Genomic DNA, 15471 nt, shown 5'->3' with positions numbered 1-15471 from the left:
ATAAAGACGCCGTCGTTGGTATTAACCAGCGACTCCTTAAAAAAGAAGCCCGCTATGACGGTAAGTATGTGCTTCGCACCAACTCTCAGCTTGACACGGCAGAGGTAGCCCTGGCCTACAAGGACCTGTGGCGGGTGGAACGGGCTTTCCGGGAGATTAAATCCAGTCTGGATTTACGACCGGTTTATCACTGGAAAGACAACCGGGTACGTGGTCACATTATGGTTTGTTTCCTGGCCCTGGTACTGGAATCAGCCCTGCGAAGAAAGCTTCTTGAGAAAAATATTGAAGTTGAGTACCTTTATTTGTTACGTGATTTGCAGCAGCTAAGGGCTGTTGAGATGACTATCGGAGAAGACCGGTACTTGTGCCGTACTGAATTGGTTGGTAAGGCTAATGAAGCTTTTAGAGCGTTAAGCATTCGCCCGCCTATGCAAATCATGAAGTTGGAGAACAAAAACAAACCTTCGAAAGAACCCGAAAAACCAGAATATATTGACCTAACGCTCTTTCCTGAAACGGAAGGAGTGTAGTGGTACGTCTGTTGATATTGCCTTCAAACCCTTGGTATTAGGGGATTTCTAAATTTAAAGTGTCAAACTTGAACGTAAGGAAAACAACCACCAGCAATACAAAAAAAGAACACTTCTTAAACCTCATCAAATCAATCTCCCCCTTTAAAAAAATTCACTACATTAGGACGTCTAAGAATTTGTTTAGGATCCTTTTTTTAGAAAATTTTTTATAAATATTTTCCTAATTTATGGATCCAAAAGCCGTTTTCATTCGTCTTAATAGTGAATGCGTTTTTAGGCATGCAAAGCAATCTTTTTGTAGGGGGTGTAAGCAATGCTTTAAGGAGGTAATTCCAATGAGTGCGCATATTTAATATTCTGAGGGGGTCAGCATTTCGATACTTTTTTGCAGAATGATAATGCAATTTATGGTAATTTCCATAAAAGAACTGGTTTACCGCGGCCAGAATAAAAGAGGGGGATTTCGATTGCTTAGAGGAAAACTAAAAGTCATGTTCTGCTCGTTCATACTGGGTATCCTTCTTTCAATAGGTGTAGCAGCATATGCAGTAACTAGTGATTGGTATGACATTGGAACCGTTTATGGTTACCCGTACCGCAACCAGGCTGAAGCTTTCCTAACTGGTGGTGGTGTGCAAGCCACAACTTATATTGAAAGAAGCACTGCGGGAAACGTACCATCAGGGTATTTGGGTGCCCAAGCTTTCATGTATAATTCAAGTGGCGCAATATATAATGCTTCGAATTGGGTATATAATACCTCAACTGTTCATGGATTATACCAAGTACTCCCGTCCGGAGGTATTAATGGTCAATATTACTACTCTAAAGGCTTAACACAAGTTTGGAACGGCAACGGATATAATCAATACTCAACATACAGGACTCCAAATGTCTTATGTCAGTAAAGGAGGAAATAAAATGTGGTTTAAGTCGCTCGTAGGAAGAATAGTAATTATTTGTATTGGTATAGTTGCTGGCTTAACAATAGGGATAATTAGTTTTGGCCCCGCATTCTCCAGTCCAAGCGATGCTCCCCATTATCCTAAGAACTTGAATGGTCAGACATATGGCTCTAATACACAAGCTACTTCCATAGAAACAGAGCCGGATTTAATTCTTGCAATAGGCGTGGACGGCACTGAGGGGTACATTAAATCTGTAGATTTAAATGGAGTAATGCCTAAAACGCCGGAGGAAGCTTTGGAACTGCAGCGTAAGGCCCCTGACATTAAGATAATACCGTTGTATGCCGTTGATGGTGAGACTGTTATTGGCGAATTCAAAATCTATAAAGGATATCCTAAGGAAATAAAATCCACTGACTAATCAAGCAATAAGTGGTATTGCTTTTTAAGAACTAAAAAATTAAAGAACAGTAATGGGGGCCAGGAAACTGGTCCCTTTTTTGTTGGTACCAGCCATTTCGCGTGTCCATCAAATCGGGTGAGGTACACCCCTTCCCTCGTGTAAGTCCAGATGGAAGTTCTCCTGTGTCCACATTTATCAGCCAGGCTGACAATTGCCTCCAGCATTTTTTTCTCTGTTACCATACAGGTTTTCTTTCAGGCTGAATATGTCGGCGGCATTGGACACCCTGAGCCGCCATTGTTGGACAGCTACGTCGCAGAAACTGGACACTTGCGTCGCACAGATTTAACATTGACAGCTTATAAGTACCGGTGCTACGCTTACATTGCTTTTACTCACAGACAGGATAGGCAACACTGAGGAGTGACCCGAGCGGCTTACGAGTTTTGCGGGGAGAGTGATGCCGGTGGGCGTCGCTCTTTTTTGTTAAAAGCAACATAACATCACTCTCCTTGGAAAACTAAGCGATAAACCTCGGGAGTTTGAGGGCAGAGCCCTCAATAGCCGTAAGGCTGGTTTAATTATCTGCCGGCAATACCCTTGCGCTCCCGCATAGAGTTTTTACCGTCGATAAAAATGGTATAGGAATCATGCACAATACGATCAGAAATAGCATCGGCCAGTGTCGGTTCGCCAATTTTATGATACCACCCGCCGATCTCAAACTGGGAACAGAATATGGTAGAAGCTTTTTTGTAACGGGACTCAACAATCTCAAGCAGATCGCGGGCTTCGCTTTCCTTTAGCGGAAACAGAAGCCGTTCGTCCAAAATTAGCAGCTTTACCTGTTTGTAAGCCTTAATAACCTTACGGTAAGTCCCCTCACCGCGTGCAATGGCCAATTCACCCAGCAAATCCGGAAGCCGTACATATTTAACCGTGTAAAAGTTCCGGCTGGCAGCCATGCCTAAAGCATTTGAGATGTAGGTTTTTCCACTGCCCGTGGCACCAAGGATTATGATGTTATGGGCTTCCTGGATATAGTTGCAGCTGGCTAAGCGGATAATCTGCGCTTTGTCGAGTTTACGGTCGTCGTGATACTCAATGTTCTCAATACACGCATCATTGAAAGCAAAACCGGCATTTTTGATCAGTCGCGACAGTCGGTTGTTTTTACGAGCTGCCCATTCGGCATCGATTAGCAGACCAAAGCGTTCTTCAAAAGCCATGTCAGACAGGTTTGCATTTTTAAGCTGTTCACGAAATGCTGCAGCCATGACACTAAGCTTCATTTCGTGAAGTTTGGTTACGGTTGAATCGTTTAGCATTTTCCATCCTCCTGCTGTAGTAATTGGCTCCTCGTGTGAGTCCAAATTCAGAGGAGGAATGGGGTGGGGTCTCTTTCGGCAGCTTGTCCTGACCGGATTTTAAGATAGCCTGAATGCTCTTCAAGCTAGGTTGTGCAGTGTAGGATAATGCTTTGGTGCAGGCCGCTTCAAGGCGTTCCATAGAATATTTGTCGGCCAGTTTCAAAAGCGCCATACAAGCCTTGTAGCCCTGCTGCTCGACTTTGTGACTCCCTAGAAACAAGCTAATGACAGCGCTTGTATGCTCACCGATTTTGGCTGCCCAGGATTTAAAGCGGTCGCCATTCCAGGTCATATATTTTTGATGATCCGGCGGCATATGGGCTTCTAAGGTGCAGTATTGATTGCTCCTACCATAGAGCCGGGGATGAGAACAAATGCGATTGCCTTGGAAGAAAACCTCAATCACATTACGGGTAATCCTGACGTCAACTTTCTGCTTGATGTATTCAAACGGTACCGAATAATTCTGGGTGTCCACACTGATATGGTAATTGTACTGAACAGTGGCAATCTTCCAGGTCGCCAACTCAAATGGCTTTAAGGGCAATGGCAGCAAAAATGGCTTTTCTTCCACGAAAAATGTGGCTCTGCTCCCGTCCTTCTTCTGAAAGGGCTTCTCTAAAAAAGCTAGTAGCTTTTCCCGGATGGCAGCATTTAGCTCACTTAGCGATAAAAACTGCTGATTACGCAGAGCAGCCAGTATCCATGTCGAGATAATGCCGACCGATCCTTCAACCGTCGGCTTATCTTTGGGAGCCCTAACTCTGCATGGAATAACCGCTGTGCCATAATGTTCAGTCAGCTCCTGATAGGTCTTGTTGAAAATTGTTTCGCCTTTCGTCACTTTCTCCACGCCAGTTTTTAAGTTGTCCGGTACCAAAATGCGAGTGACTCCACCGAAAAAGCGATAAGCGTTGATATGGGCGTTAATCCAACATTCTTGGTTTTGCGAAAGGAAGGCATTGCCTATGCGCCTGGCCATAGCGGCAGGTATTATGCTGCTATTAGCCGGAACCATTTCCGTCTCTTTCCCAACAAAGGCCAGAGCGTTAGGTGTAAAAATAGTGAATATTGTTGAGACCCTGCTCAGCGGCACCCAGATGAATGTCCGGACTGAATACAAACATAATGAACCCGGCCAGACCCCGCCCGGTGAGGGAATCAGGGAAGTTGATATCGGACAGAAAATAGCCGTTTCAATAGATGAAGCAAGGTTGGCTTCTCCTTACCCCCTGGTGATTCCTGAATATTTGCCTCCTGGTTTTATACTTGATACGGTCAAATTTCAGGAAATGGTAAAACCAATTGCAAAAGTTACGATGCGTTTTACCGGCTCTGATGCAAGTTACTTCTTGTTTACGCAGGTTAACACACCCGGCGAATACGCGCAAGGATACGGCTACGACCTGGAAGACACCACCGTAGAAGATTTTATTGCCGGGGAAAACAACGGCAAGCTTGTCACTTTTAAAAATAATTCGATAAAACTTTTTTGGATAAAACAGGGTGTAATCTATACGCTGGAAGGAGCTATCCCGAAAGAAGATGCCATGAAAATAATCGAATCCATGTGAAAGGGCGCCTAACGCGTCCTTATTTAATTCGCATAAATATATCCGGAATAAGATGACGCCGACTCGTTATAACCATTTTCGGTCAAGCCGTGCACAGCCTTTGCCCTGTAATAATAGCCTTTTGTCACCTGCAGTCCTTTGGCCCCGCCTGCATAGGAGTCTGCATGCCGCTCAAAGGGCCAACTCGCCATATCGACCCAATTGCTGCCGTCCCAGCGCTGTAGATACAGCCTGACCATGATGTAATCCACTGTCTGCCGAGCCTGGGTGAACCCGGTAATATTCAGGTAACCGTCACCCGCATAATTTATGTCGCACCCCCAATCCTGCAAGTAAAGCAAAGACTCAATGCCTGCTTCTTTGAATGGCTCGTTTGCTCCCGGAGGCGCTTTAGTCTCAGGATCAGCTGCAAAGGCAACGCTGGTTGCCGCAAGTAAAACAACCACCAGCAGTACAAAAAAAGCACTCTTCTTAAACCTCATCAAACCATTCTCCCCCTTTAAAAAATTCACTACATTAGTGACGTCTAAAAGTTTGTTTAGGATCCTTTTTTAGAATATGCTTCACCATGATACTGTATCTACTGGGTATATTACTTATTTGTGGGGAGGGGGCAGGTGGGCCTAAATCGAGGCAATTTGATGGAAAAAGTATCCACGATATACGGGAAAAACCAAAGCTCAAAGGCCATCGCTGGAATACGGGGGCTTATTTTGGCTATTACTTGAAAACGGGAAATATCTTTTTGCCGTCGCTGGAAAAAGGGGGCACCTGTCCTTTATTACCTGACTAAAACCAAGTTTTTCAAAATTAAAATGACTGTCAAAGGCCAGTGCTTCATTGATATGCATGGCTTCCATTATTGCAAAACTCGTACAATCAGTGTAGGAAAACTCCTGATCGCTAAATTTGGCAAAGATCTCAAGTGCCCTGTCGTGATGATCCAAAGAGACAAAGATCATTTTGGCCGCCTTTTCCGTAAAAAGCTCGCGGGCCATTTCAGATGCGACGCGATGGTTTTTTAACCGGTACCTTACCAAGGTAATGGCCTCGTCAGCAACATAATCAGATGTAAAATATAAGACCTGACCCCGCATACTGGTAAAAAAATCAATGGCCGCCTGGTGGTGAGGATCACTTGAATCCTTTAGCGCATACCAGGCGCCAGTGTCAATGAATATTCGCCTCATTTATATAAAACCTCGTCATGGTGAACATTACCACCATCTCCAGCGACAGCACCCTTACTCATATCCACGGCTCCTTCAGCCTGGGCCAGTGAAATCTCTCTCTGCTTTTCCTCGATCAACTGCCGGATTACCTCAGATAAACTTATACCCTTCAATCTGGCAACTTCAGTTAAAAAACGGTGTTGTGATTCTTCAAGCATAATTTGTGTTCTTAACAGCATTGTATCATCCTCCCTAATGATGTAATTACATCATAACACAATGCAGCAGCCAGTCAATGATATGCTTATAAAATGAAATCGCCGTCTTCTTGCAGGAGGCTTTCCGGCAGACGCTGGCCAATGTCTACGATAGTTTGATAATCCTTATCCTTATCTCCCCAGGCCTTCTTAAAGCCGGCCCGGATGGCCTCGGTACGGAACTGCTTTAATTTCTTCTTGCTTTTCTTCATTTCTTCCATATAGAAAGCAAATTCGCGCACGCAGTTTCTCTAAGTCAACTTGTTTTTGGGATCCGGTACATACCAGCGGTACTTGGCTTTAGCCTGTGGCCTGGGGTCTTCTTTATCTAGCTCACGAAGATCTTTAAAGTTAGTGCTTAGGTAACTTTGGATTTGGCTGGGCACCGGACCGGTACCGTCGTACTGTATGAAGTTTTGCTGTAGTAATTCCGAAAGCTCCAGAGGCTTCTCATACTTTTGCCAGCAACTGATCTTTGTGGATGAAGCTCCTGGAAAGTCTGCGGCTTCTTGGTGAGCTGCTGTTTTAACCACTGCAGGGGGCGTCTGACATGGTAAACACCTTCGATTGTAGGGATTGCAAATATTTCCCTCATTCCTTACCCAGTATGAGCATACCGGTACCGTGGTTTACTTCCAGATACTCCCTGACTTCTTCACAACATTTCTTATATTTTTTGCCGCTTCCACAAGGGCAACGGTCATTACACCCCGCCTTTCCGAGCGTACGCCCCAGCCCGGTTTACAAAACTCTCTTCATTAAAGGGTTCCTTTTCTTTCAACGCTTTAAATATATAGGGTATCAGCAGAGAAGCTAAGGCTGCCCTGGCCGCATGACCGGAGAATCCTTCCTTTACCAATCTTTCCACCGTTTCCTTTGTTTCCGGTGGATTTTTATCCTGCAATTGTTTTTCCACAACAGCTTCCAATAAAACATGCAGTACCGGATTTATGCCGTTAATATCTATTGGAGACATTAACTTATACCGGTGCTCCGATAAGACTTTTAATTCCGGATGCTCGGATAAAATAACGTCAATATAACAGTCTTCTGTAAATTCCCTGGCAAGCAGACGCTAAATCTGTGGTTACTTCATTCTGCAATTCCTTCCCCCCAAGTGGTCTAATTTCCAAATTAATCTCGGCTGATTTATCTTTCCAACGTTTTGAGTCTGGCAACATGCTTCCAGCCTTTGCTGGTAATGTAACCGGGGACCGTGTAACATCCTGTCCCCGGCATTATTACAATATTTCACCCTGGCTCGGGCAGACTTCATGCTCAACCTCTGTCCGGCTCAACAGCCGGCAAAGCACCGGGCGCAGCTCAATCGGAATGGCGGCTATCTTCGTGCAGCGTCCTTTGATTTTCACCCGCCCGATAAATCAGGCAGCTGAATACTACGCGTCACGGGAGCTACGCGTGCGGAGTTTACAAATTCCGGCGCCCACCTGTAGTGTTCTTTGGGATAGGCTTTTTTCAAACCTTTATAATTGGCCTTCACAAGCTCTACGACACCTTTCCTGTTCCGGTAGGTCATAACAAGTCCCTTTTCCTGGAGAGCATCGATTACCTTGCCCAGACCCTCGTCATCAGCGTTGATATCGCCAAAGGTCATATGCAGACCCTGGTTTACCCTGTAGTCTTCGCCCAGTATAGCCAGGACATTTTCCTTGCTGAGTGTTAATTTCTTCTCAACAGGACCGGCCGTCGGTACCGGCACACCCAGCGTTTTGCTTATAACCCGGCGAGGCATCTGCATGTCTTTAGCCATCAGCTTGAGACCGCTTCTAAATACTACCAGCCTGCAGGCTTCCAGGGTCCCTCCTGCGATGAAATCCGTTTTGGCGACTTCAAAAATGTTTTGGATCGGGTAAAAAAACGGTTGACCCCGTCACCACCCATAACCTGTGTGGCGTCACAGCTTGACGCAAATGTGTTTTCAGCGCCAGCGGAAATCAGGGTTCTTTCAAAGCAGGTCTCCTGGCTCCGGCTATTTCTCCTTGCGTATTCCCAAAAACAGCCCACGAATGGACTGCTTTTGAGTATGCTATGTGATTTTATCAGAATTGACTTTTGGAATACCGCACCGTCACGATAACAATCTGTTTCTTGGCCGCGTCAACACGGTAGATCACGGTGAAGTTCTTGACGAAAAGCTGGCGATAGCCTTTATTGGCATACGCACCGTTTTTTCTTGGGGCGCCCCGCTGGGGCAGTTCCTCCAAACTGAAGATTGCTTCTTCTAGCGCGTCCAGCAGTTTTTGCGCCGTACTCGGCTCCAGCAGTATTTCGGCAATGTAGGCCTAGATGCCTTCCAAATCCCGATAGGCACGGGAAAGCAATTTTACGGCGTATTTATCCAAAGTGCCGCCTCTTTAATGTGGAGAGGGCTTTCCTCGCATCGAACAGCTGGCTGTCAGACGCATACTCGGCTTCGGCTTCCGCGATGGCGGTGTCAAGCTCCCGTTCTTCCAGCATGGCTTCGTAAGTTTCAATGCTCATAATTACCAGATCGCCATACCCGTTTTTTGTAATGAAAATCGGCTCTTTCTTGGCGTGGCAAATGTCCGAGATTTCGTTGGTATTTCTCAAATCCGTAATCGGTCTGATCTGCGGCACAGAGGCACCTCCTCTCTTGTACATAATTATAGCATTATTATATTCAAACACAAGACGGTACCGTTGCGTTTTCGTCTCTTGGAGCACTGTAAAGAATCCTATTGATAAAAGTGCGCTATCAAACTTGCAGCGGGCGTCAGGATGATCTGCCCTAATAACGTACCTAACAATTTTGTACCGATTAATAAAACAACCAGTGTTTTTACATCGCTGTATGGCCTATCCCCCCTAAATGCCTGATCAGTAATGATTGCGGCTTTGGGATCAACAACCAAGGTCAGTAAAATTGTAGCTACTCCGTTGATCATTCCTGAGGACGAAGAAGCCGCCAACTGATACTCTGGAGCAACAAGCGTTGCAGAATAGAAAGCGGCCAGCACCCCGACAGTGTAAATTGCTGTAAGCAATGTGTTAAAAATTAGTAACCTTTTAGGTATATCGTGCCACCGAATACTTTCAAATGTCTGTTTGGATGGCAATATACTGTTTTTGGCAATCAGCTTTATATTGTTGATACTGAGTCCCTGGATTACGAGTAAAGGTAGTGAGCCGGTTGACTCCAGCCTGGCTACTGCGGCGTGAAAAACCCTAAGAAATGTTGGGATCAGGATTATACCGGCCAATGTGCCGCCTGTCGAAGCAAATATTACTTTGCTTATTTCGTTAACCGGATCAACGCCTATTACAATACTTACGCCGATTAGCCCTCCAATTAGCGGGCCTTGCAGCATATTGGCTGTTCGCGAGATGAGCACAAAAACATTGAAAAGGGAGGTCGATAATGCAAACTGTCCGCTCTTAACTGCGCTTAGTCTAACCGAGTAAGAAAGTGTATCTATTAAGTGAATAATAAAAGTTAACGCTACTAAATTCCATAAATACCTCTCCACTCTTAAACTCCTATCCATGGTTTCTTTTCTAAAATTAATTCATATTTATATCCAGCTCGGCTAAAAATCAGGGGTTAGTACAATTCTATGCATCAAGCTCCCCCGGCGCGTTTCTTCATAAGCTTCTTTGATCCGGCTCATCGGTATGATCTTTATAAATGGCTCAATTTGGATTGTCCTGCTGAGCACCATGTCGAGGACTTCCGGGTAGTACTTGGGCAGGCAGGCCCAAGTGCCGGCAACATCGGCGTCAAGAGCCATCAGCCGGGATAGGGAGAGCTCGTTCTTATGCATCCCGTAGCCGGCGATCACCAGCTTGCCGATAAAAGGCAGTAGCTCCAGGGCTATTTCCTGCCCCTCCGCGACGCCTGTCCACTCTAAAATTTTCCAGCCGTAAAAGGGTGATATACCCTTGCTCATGCAGTAGGCGTTAAATTCGTTGCGCACGTCCTTGGCGGTCTTATTCAAACTACTGATGACGTGGGTGGCGCCAAATTTAAGCGCCCTCTTGAGCTTCGCCTGGTTACGGGCAATGCCGATGACCTCCTTTGCGCCCATCGCAGCGCAGATCTGGGTAGCGTAGATACCCGCGCCCCCTGTGGCGCCGACAACAATCACCAGGTCTCCCGGCTGCACATCCGCTCTTTTTACCGCCTGATAGGTAGAAGCGACAGCGTCGGCGACCACGGCGAGGTGCGAAAGTGGTATTCCATTTTTCTCCTTGATGTAGCACAAATCTGCTGAGGGCACAGCTATGTGGCTGGAGTTGCCGCCATAGATGCCCATAGTGTAGCCGGGTATCTTCGCCGATAAGCACCGGTTCTCCCGCCCGGCCTTGCAGATAGGACAGGTATTGTCCGGCATAACCGCAGGGACGATGACCTCTTTACCTATGAGATCGGTATCGCCGGCAACGATAGTGCCGCTAATTTCATGCCCTAATGTCCGTGGCGTCACCATCGGCATGCAGCCATAGAAGTATCTGATATCGGAGTGGCAGATGCCGCAGCCGGCTATTTCAACCAGTACCTCACCCGGTTTAAGTTCGGGAACGTCAATAGTGGCCCTCTCCATTTTACCAGGGGCTACCATCTGCCAGGTCTCAATTTTATTTGGCGCTTTCACCACTTCACTCCCACCTTCTAGCCTCAATTTCGAAGAAAGACATCAAACTTAGAGTTTATTGTTTTTCCATCTCTTTAAATGAAGTTATAGTTAGACAAAAAGAAGGCGAGGTAATAAAGTCGATAAGGAAAAAATCATCCGGTTGTTTTTCCAGTTCTTCAACAACGCTTTGAAACTCATCGATTAAGCGTTGTTTGGGGTATATGTCATTGAGTTTAAGATTGGTCAGAAGCTTCTTCTTTTTTATCTTGACATAAAAAGTCTTATTGTCCATTTAATACATCATCCCCTTTATTTAGTTCACTCATTCTCAACTAAAAAGTGTTACTTTTAATCGATTCTACAGTTTAACCAGAGCAAGCGCCCGTATAAAGACCTTATCCTTCTCTCTCCTACCTGCTTAATTGGTAAGCGGTAACCTCCTCAATGACCTCAGCTCCAGAATTGTTTTTGGCAATTTTAAAACGTTTAATGACTCTTGTTTCGGGATTCATTACCCACAGGTTCTCGCCGGATGAAGACAAGATATATGGGCCATTCTTGTATTCAACTTGAGATATTGGTGTTTCCGACGGGACAGAAACATTTATCACCGGCTGACCAAGATTTAATATGGATCGCAGCATAAAAGCGTTAGATATAATCATAATTATCAAGAGAATAATGATAAAATTATTTTTCATGTCCGCATGGTTCAAATTAAGCGCCTCAAATCCTGTAATTAACAGGTAAATTCAGCATAATTAGCAAATATCCTTGCAATATTTTATCAAAATTTTCATAAAAACAAATACCGAATGCGATTTATGCATTAACCTGCGGTCCAATTTACATCTTTGAACCGGCAGGCATGTTATTTTCCCTATAAAAATTTTTCTAAAATTTAACAGATACTTGACGATTATTATTTTGCCAGTTATAGTAATATCAACCGGTAAATAAGTATATTATTATTTAGGATGTAATACTATTTACAGGTGGATGACAGCAAAATACTGGAAGGAGGAAGGGCATATGTGGTCCAATCCATTCGTTATGGCAACATTTATATCCTGATGGTTAATAAGTAATTATGAAAGGAAGTTAATAAAATGCGCAAACCGGTATCACTGTTATTGATTGTCACTTTACTTGCAAGCGTTGCTGTTTTTTTATCAGCATGCCAGGGACAAACACCTCCGGCGGCGGAAAAAGAAGCGGAGGGTAAGCCGCTGACCATCGTCACGTCATTTTACCCTATGTACATAGCAACCATAAATATTACCAAAGACGTACCAGGGGTAAAAGTTATCAATATGACCAAACCCGTTACGGGATGCTTGCATGACTACCAGTTCACGCCGGAAGACCTGAAAACTCTCAGCGAAGCTCAAATATTCGTGATCAACGGCGCCGGTATGGAGGCATTTATGGATAAGGTAGTCAGTCAGCTACCGGAATTGAAAATTGTTGACGCTAGCAAAGACATACCACTGATAACAGGCGATGGTGAGGAAGGTGACAACCCTCATCTTTGGGTCAGCATATCGAATGCCATTCAACAAGAAAAGAATATTGGGATGCAACTCGCCACGCTTGACCCGGATCATGCCGACCAGTACAGCGCCAATGCCACAACTTACGTTGGAAAACTGGAAGAACTGCGAGCGAAGATGCACCAGGCTCTGGATGGTGTGGAGAAAAGGGACATCATCACTTTTCACGAAGCTTTCCCTTATTTTGCCAGCGAATTCAACTTAAACATCACCGCTGTGATCGAAAGGGAGCCTGGTTCCGAGCCCAGTGCCGCTGAATTGTCCGACACAATCCAAATCATTAAGAAATCCGGAATAAACGCTCTCTTCACAGAACCCCAGTATTCCGCAAGAGCCGCAGAAACCATCGCTAATGAAACCGGGGCAAAAGTGTTCATCCTGGACCCGGTAGTTTCAGGCCCCATGGAATTGGACGCATATTTAAATATCATGGAACGCAACATGAAAACCTTAGAAGAGGCCTTGAAATAAATGGCTTATAAATGCAATGGAAAATTATGTTGGGAGGAGGACTCCGGCGGGTTCTCCTTTCATTTTCCCAGATCAGAGGTTGTTGACGGACGAGGCGTAATAAAGGTGGGAGGCAATTGCGTATACTAACTGTTAATTTCAAAAAGATCGCATACTCTTTCTTTTTATTCCTGTTTTGCACATACCTTACCTGGCATCTACTCAATTTTTTTACTAAGACAATATATTTTAACTCCATGATGATTATAGAAAAAGTAAACATATCATGGTCAAATTTTTTAAATTTCAAGACAGTTTTTTTGAGTATTATTATTGAGGCTCTTCCATTTATTCTTATTGGTGTTCTTGTGTCGGCTTTTCTGCAAAACTTTGTATCTGAGGAGGCAATAAGCAAATTTTTGCCCCGAAACAGAATTCTAAACATCCTTCTGGCTTGCTTTATAGGAGTAATTTTTCCCGTTTGCGAATGCGGCATTGTACCTGTCGCCCGCAGACTGGTAAGCAAAGGCGTCCCTCTGTACAGCGCCATTACTTTTATGCTGGCAGCGCCGATCATTAACCCTGTAGTCGCTTCATCAACAGCGGTTGCGTTCAGCGGCAACCACCAAATGGTATGGTCCCGGCTGGAGTTGGCCTTTTTCGTTTCGTTCATCGCTGGATTGTTAATTAGTTGCCTGTATGATCAAAGCGCATTAAGAGCAGGTATGCTCCAAAACCACTGTGACTGTGGCTGCTCACACAATCATCATCACTCCGGCGCTGCTTTTTTGAATAAATTGATTAGCGCCTTCCCGATTGCCTGCGATGAGTTTTTTGACATGGGCAAATATCTGATTATGGGAGCCGCCCTGGCTGCAATTGCCCAAATTTTTTTATCACGTGACATTCTACTTCATATCGGACAGGATTCACTCTCCTCCATAGCGGCAATGATGTCTTTCGCCTTTGGAGTCTCTGTTTGCTCTTCGGCAGACGCCTTTATCGCAGCATCGTTTTCAGCAAACTTCACTGCCGGTTCACTACTGGCTTTTATGGTATTCGGACCTATGATTGATGTCAAAAATCTTTTAATGCTGCTTCACGCCTTTAGAGCCCGTTTTGTGGTTTTGCTCGTCTCAATTGTTGTTCTGCTGGTTTTAGCCGGTACTTATCTGATCAATTATGTAACCTTTTTGGAGTGATGTAAATGAGAATCAACAAAGAGGGTTTTATTAGATCCCTAATCCTGTTGGGATTCAGCGCTTTACTGTTTTGGCTTATGAGAAGCAATAACATTATTTTCTATATTAACCCCCGCTATGAGCGGCTTACCGAAATAGCGGCAATTATAATATTTATTATGTTTCTGGCGCAGGCCGGCAGTTCATTGCGGCGATCAGCATTTGACCATAGCCGCTCCAATTTCAGCCAGGACATAATCAAACTTGCCTATCTCCCTTTCTTGCTCACTTTGGCAATGGCTTTTCTTCTGCCCAACAGCGCCCTGGACGCTAACCTGGCCGCCAATAAAGGAATGAACCTTAGCACGCAACCGGCAACAACCGTGCAATCAGGTTCAGCAAATACCACCTATGACTCTGCAGCGCCGATTGCTCCGCAAGCGCAAAGCCCTGCGCAGGAGCAAATCGATGAAATACGTAAGGCCGGCCTGATCAAGGTGACAGAAGAAAACTTTACTATTGTAAATAAAGAGACGTATATGTTCCCCGAACAATATGCCGGCAAGGAAATAACCATGCTGGGCTTTGTCTTTAAAGAACAGGGCATGCCGTCTAACCAGTTTGTGCTGGGCCGTTATATCATTACATGTTGTTCCGCCGACGCTTCATTGGGCGGGTTTTTATGCGAATATGGGAATACAGCCGATTTTAAAGAAGGCAGCTGGCTGATCATCAGGGGAATAATTAAAACAGGGAAATACAATGACAGTACTGTGCCCATAATTACAATCAATTCTTTTAGCCCAGCGGAAGAGCCGCAGAATCCATACATTTATCCCGTATACTACTAATAACTTACCTGCTCAGCGGGCATGGCAATGACGCTGGCTGCCATCTTACTTACTGCTGACATGACAGTGTTCTTACCTGAATTACTTGATCAGGCAGTTTTTAACCTTATCCTTAACCAACCTGCCGTCCTGGACCAGTTCCTCGGCGACAAAAACAAAAGTGAGAAAATCCTTGATTCCCGCCAGTTCCATGGTCTTGTTGATATCTTCGGCGCTGCCCAGTTTTTTTACGGCTTCGAAGAGGGACTCCTTCCTGGCGTCGATAAATGTCCCCGTTTCTTCGAGGTATTTGTTGGTCCGGCAGATCGTCCCTTCCATATTTTTAAAATACCCGAGCGCAATCAGTTCATCAATATCCTCGTCACCTTCGCCGGCCAGCAGCAGGCGCTTAAACATCTTTTCTTCCAAGGTGTTCACCCTTTCCCCGAAGACAAATTTTTACTCTTATTCTACAGTTATATTCGCCTGTTCCACCTTATTCCCTTTCCCACTGTTAAATTTTGGCGAGAACAGGTAATTTTTCCGCCTTAAACCGTCCTGTACGTAATTCCGTTTTTCTTTGCCTAATCACTTAGCTTCGTGGAAACTTTGTCCCTAAAA

22 protein-coding genes and 1 pseudogene are annotated in these 15471 nt (G+C 44.9%); 7 read left to right on the top strand and 16 right to left on the bottom strand.

What is annotated here, in order from left to right; all coding sequences use genetic code 11:
* The 3 genes from Psfp_RS08360 to Psfp_RS08350 all read left to right on the top strand — a co-directional run.
* Positions 1-533 (top strand): transposase (locus Psfp_RS08360; protein WP_243120544.1); only part of this gene is annotated, 533 nt, incomplete at its 5' end.
* 470 nt (positions 534-1003) lie between these two features.
* The gene (locus Psfp_RS08355) at positions 1004-1444 is read left to right on the top strand and encodes a hypothetical protein (RefSeq protein ID WP_134218078.1); all 441 of its coding nucleotides are present in this window, start codon (positions 1004-1006) and stop codon (positions 1442-1444) included.
* A 13-nt stretch (positions 1445-1457) separates the two neighbouring features.
* On the top strand, positions 1458-1865 hold the full coding sequence (locus Psfp_RS08350; protein ID WP_134218077.1) for a peptidase M56 BlaR1: 408 nt from the start codon (positions 1458-1460) through the stop codon (positions 1863-1865).
* Positions 1866-2428: 563 nt separating this feature from the next.
* On the opposite strand, the gene istB is transcribed toward Psfp_RS08350, so the two are convergent.
* Entirely contained in the window at positions 2429-3175 is a 747-nt protein-coding gene (istB, locus tag Psfp_RS08345; protein ID WP_134218076.1) for an IS21-like element helper ATPase IstB, read from the bottom strand.
* Positions 3129-4178, bottom strand: a pseudogene (locus Psfp_RS08340) (IS21 family transposase); the annotation flags it as partial. The gene istB and the pseudogene Psfp_RS08340, both read right to left, overlap by 47 nt.
* A gap of 7 nt (positions 4179-4185) precedes the next feature.
* On the opposite strand from Psfp_RS08340, the gene Psfp_RS08335 reads away from it, so the two are divergent.
* Positions 4186-4791, top strand: coding sequence for a DUF4367 domain-containing protein (locus tag Psfp_RS08335; RefSeq protein ID WP_134218075.1), 606 nt, complete (start codon positions 4186-4188; stop codon positions 4789-4791).
* A gap of 23 nt (positions 4792-4814) precedes the next feature.
* Here Psfp_RS08335 and Psfp_RS08330 read toward each other — a convergent pair whose 3' ends face one another.
* From Psfp_RS08330 to Psfp_RS21570, 13 genes are all read right to left on the bottom strand, one after another.
* Positions 4815-5273: a DUF6147 family protein gene (locus Psfp_RS08330; protein ID WP_243120545.1), complete on the bottom strand. Its 459-nt coding sequence runs from the start codon at positions 5271-5273 to the stop codon at positions 4815-4817.
* Between the two features lie 198 nt (positions 5274-5471).
* Positions 5472-5981 carry a PIN domain-containing protein gene (locus Psfp_RS08325; RefSeq protein ID WP_134218073.1) on the bottom strand — a complete coding sequence of 170 codons (510 nt, stop codon included), beginning with the start codon at positions 5979-5981 and terminating at the stop codon, positions 5472-5474.
* Positions 5978-6202, bottom strand: coding sequence for a hypothetical protein (locus tag Psfp_RS08320; RefSeq protein WP_134218072.1), 225 nt, complete (start codon positions 6200-6202; stop codon positions 5978-5980). The genes Psfp_RS08325 and Psfp_RS08320 overlap by 4 nt, the downstream gene beginning before the upstream one ends.
* Before the next feature lie 65 nt (positions 6203-6267).
* The gene (locus tag Psfp_RS21575) at positions 6268-6441 is read right to left on the bottom strand and encodes a hypothetical protein (protein ID WP_192895330.1); all 174 of its coding nucleotides are present in this window, start codon (positions 6439-6441) and stop codon (positions 6268-6270) included.
* A 482-nt stretch (positions 6442-6923) separates the two neighbouring features.
* Positions 6924-7250, bottom strand: coding sequence for a DUF1841 family protein (locus tag Psfp_RS08305; RefSeq protein WP_282432451.1), 327 nt, complete (start codon positions 7248-7250; stop codon positions 6924-6926).
* 211 nt (positions 7251-7461) lie between these two features.
* Entirely contained in the window at positions 7462-7590 is a 129-nt protein-coding gene (locus tag Psfp_RS22490; protein WP_282432431.1) for a hypothetical protein, read from the bottom strand.
* Positions 7587-7991: a hypothetical protein gene (locus Psfp_RS08300; protein WP_134218070.1), complete on the bottom strand. Its 405-nt coding sequence runs from the start codon at positions 7989-7991 to the stop codon at positions 7587-7589. The genes Psfp_RS22490 and Psfp_RS08300 overlap by 4 nt, the downstream gene beginning before the upstream one ends.
* Positions 7992-8280: 289 nt before the next feature.
* On the bottom strand, positions 8281-8502 hold the full coding sequence (locus tag Psfp_RS08295; RefSeq protein WP_348981123.1) for a type II toxin-antitoxin system RelE/ParE family toxin: 222 nt from the start codon (positions 8500-8502) through the stop codon (positions 8281-8283).
* A gap of 73 nt (positions 8503-8575) precedes the next feature.
* Complete coding sequence (locus Psfp_RS08290) at positions 8576-8839, bottom strand: type II toxin-antitoxin system Phd/YefM family antitoxin (RefSeq protein ID WP_134218069.1); 264 nt, start codon at positions 8837-8839, stop codon at positions 8576-8578.
* 98 nt (positions 8840-8937) lie between these two features.
* A complete protein-coding gene (locus tag Psfp_RS08285) occupies positions 8938-9729 on the bottom strand; it encodes a lipid II flippase Amj family protein (protein WP_134218068.1) in 792 nt (263 codons plus the stop codon).
* 60 nt (positions 9730-9789) lie between these two features.
* Positions 9790-10857 carry a 6-hydroxycyclohex-1-ene-1-carbonyl-CoA dehydrogenase gene (gene had, locus Psfp_RS08280; protein WP_243120542.1) on the bottom strand — a complete coding sequence of 356 codons (1068 nt, stop codon included), beginning with the start codon at positions 10855-10857 and terminating at the stop codon, positions 9790-9792.
* 52 nt (positions 10858-10909) lie between these two features.
* Positions 10910-11128: a hypothetical protein gene (locus Psfp_RS08275; RefSeq protein WP_134218067.1), complete on the bottom strand. Its 219-nt coding sequence runs from the start codon at positions 11126-11128 to the stop codon at positions 10910-10912.
* Positions 11129-11246: 118 nt separating this feature from the next.
* Positions 11247-11537 (bottom strand): hypothetical protein, encoded by a 291-nt coding sequence (locus tag Psfp_RS21570; RefSeq protein WP_192895329.1) that lies wholly within the window; start codon positions 11535-11537, stop codon positions 11247-11249.
* A gap of 408 nt (positions 11538-11945) precedes the next feature.
* Here Psfp_RS21570 and Psfp_RS08270 point away from each other — a divergent pair, with 408 nt between their 5' ends.
* The 3 genes from Psfp_RS08270 to Psfp_RS08260 all read left to right on the top strand — a co-directional run bounded on the left by Psfp_RS08270 (position 11946) and on the right by Psfp_RS08260 (position 14871).
* The gene (locus Psfp_RS08270) at positions 11946-12860 is read left to right on the top strand and encodes a metal ABC transporter substrate-binding protein (RefSeq protein ID WP_134218066.1); all 915 of its coding nucleotides are present in this window, start codon (positions 11946-11948) and stop codon (positions 12858-12860) included.
* A gap of 236 nt (positions 12861-13096) precedes the next feature.
* Positions 13097-14041: a permease gene (locus tag Psfp_RS08265; protein ID WP_134218087.1), complete on the top strand. Its 945-nt coding sequence runs from the start codon at positions 13097-13099 to the stop codon at positions 14039-14041.
* 5 nt (positions 14042-14046) lie between these two features.
* The gene (locus Psfp_RS08260) at positions 14047-14871 is read left to right on the top strand and encodes a TIGR03943 family protein (RefSeq protein WP_134218065.1); all 825 of its coding nucleotides are present in this window, start codon (positions 14047-14049) and stop codon (positions 14869-14871) included.
* An 81-nt stretch (positions 14872-14952) separates the two neighbouring features.
* Here the strand turns inward: Psfp_RS08260 and Psfp_RS08255 are convergent, their stop codons facing one another.
* Positions 14953-15279, bottom strand: a complete 327-nt coding sequence (locus Psfp_RS08255; protein ID WP_134218064.1) for a hypothetical protein — start codon at positions 15277-15279, stop codon at positions 14953-14955.
* Positions 15280-15471: the final 192 nt, after the last annotated feature.

Source organism: Pelotomaculum sp. FP (assembly GCF_004369245.1).
In the GTDB taxonomy this organism is placed as follows: Bacteria; Bacillota; Desulfotomaculia; order Desulfotomaculales; family Pelotomaculaceae; genus Pelotomaculum_C; species Pelotomaculum_C schinkii.
This window is presented reverse-complemented; position numbering and strand designations above follow the sequence as displayed.

Coding starts and splice junctions, on each gene's coding strand:
- Psfp_RS08350 (WP_134218077.1), top strand. CDS start 1,458: ATGTGGTTTAAGTCGCTCGTAGGAAGAATAGTAATTATTTGTATTGGT.
- istB (WP_134218076.1), bottom strand. CDS start 3,175: ATGCTAAACGATTCAACCGTAACCAAACTTCACGAAATGAAGCTTAGT.
- Psfp_RS08335 (WP_134218075.1), top strand. CDS start 4,186: ATGCGCCTGGCCATAGCGGCAGGTATTATGCTGCTATTAGCCGGAACC.
- Psfp_RS08330 (WP_243120545.1), bottom strand. CDS start 5,273: ATGAGGTTTAAGAAGAGTGCTTTTTTTGTACTGCTGGTGGTTGTTTTA.
- Psfp_RS08325 (WP_134218073.1), bottom strand. CDS start 5,981: ATGAGGCGAATATTCATTGACACTGGCGCCTGGTATGCGCTAAAGGAT.
- Psfp_RS08320 (WP_134218072.1), bottom strand. CDS start 6,202: ATGCTGTTAAGAACACAAATTATGCTTGAAGAATCACAACACCGTTTT.
- Psfp_RS21575 (WP_192895330.1), bottom strand. CDS start 6,441: ATGGAAGAAATGAAGAAAAGCAAGAAGAAATTAAAGCAGTTCCGTACC.
- Psfp_RS08300 (WP_134218070.1), bottom strand. CDS start 7,991: ATGGCTAAAGACATGCAGATGCCTCGCCGGGTTATAAGCAAAACGCTG.
- Psfp_RS08275 (WP_134218067.1), bottom strand. CDS start 11,128: ATGGACAATAAGACTTTTTATGTCAAGATAAAAAAGAAGAAGCTTCTG.
- Psfp_RS21570 (WP_192895329.1), bottom strand. CDS start 11,537: ATGAAAAATAATTTTATCATTATTCTCTTGATAATTATGATTATATCT.
- Psfp_RS08270 (WP_134218066.1), top strand. CDS start 11,946: ATGCGCAAACCGGTATCACTGTTATTGATTGTCACTTTACTTGCAAGC.
- Psfp_RS08265 (WP_134218087.1), top strand. CDS start 13,097: ATGATGATTATAGAAAAAGTAAACATATCATGGTCAAATTTTTTAAAT.
- Psfp_RS08260 (WP_134218065.1), top strand. CDS start 14,047: ATGAGAATCAACAAAGAGGGTTTTATTAGATCCCTAATCCTGTTGGGA.